This is a genomic window from Virgibacillus indicus (assembly GCF_002266285.1).
GTDB lineage: Bacteria > Bacillota > Bacilli > Bacillales > Amphibacillaceae > Virgibacillus_K > Virgibacillus_K indicus.
The window spans coordinates 1-385 of record NZ_NPMS01000074.1; the positions used below are offsets into that span (position 1 = coordinate 1).

The following is a 385-nucleotide window of genomic DNA, read 5'->3' on the forward strand; positions in this document are numbered from 1 at the left end:
AAGATACACATGGTCATATTTTACAGCACGGTGTAATGAAAGAAAAAGCAACATCCATTTTTAATGCGATCGGTAAAATTGAGCATGGTGCAACAAGATCCAATGCTGAGCAGGAATCGCGCGTACTCATGTTAAGTGAGAAAGCTCGTGGAGATGCTAACCCGATTTTATTTATTGATGAAGATGATGTTACAGCGGGACACGCAGCTTCTGTAGGACGCGTGGATCCTATGCAACTGTATTATTTAATGAGCAGGGGTATTACACAGACTGAAGCAGAGCGCTTAGTCATTCATGGATTCCTTGCACCAGTAGTATCTAAGTTACCAATTGCTTCTGTTAGAGAACAACTAACGAAGATCATTGAGAGGAAAGTTTACTGATG

General features: G+C 41.0%; 1 protein-coding gene. It reads left to right on the top strand.

Annotation, left to right across the window (positions count from 1 at the left end):
- On the top strand, positions 1–383 hold a 383-nt coding region (locus tag CIL03_RS19525), incomplete at its 5' end, for a SufD family Fe-S cluster assembly protein (protein ID WP_206207728.1).
- Positions 384–385 lie beyond the last annotated feature (2 nt).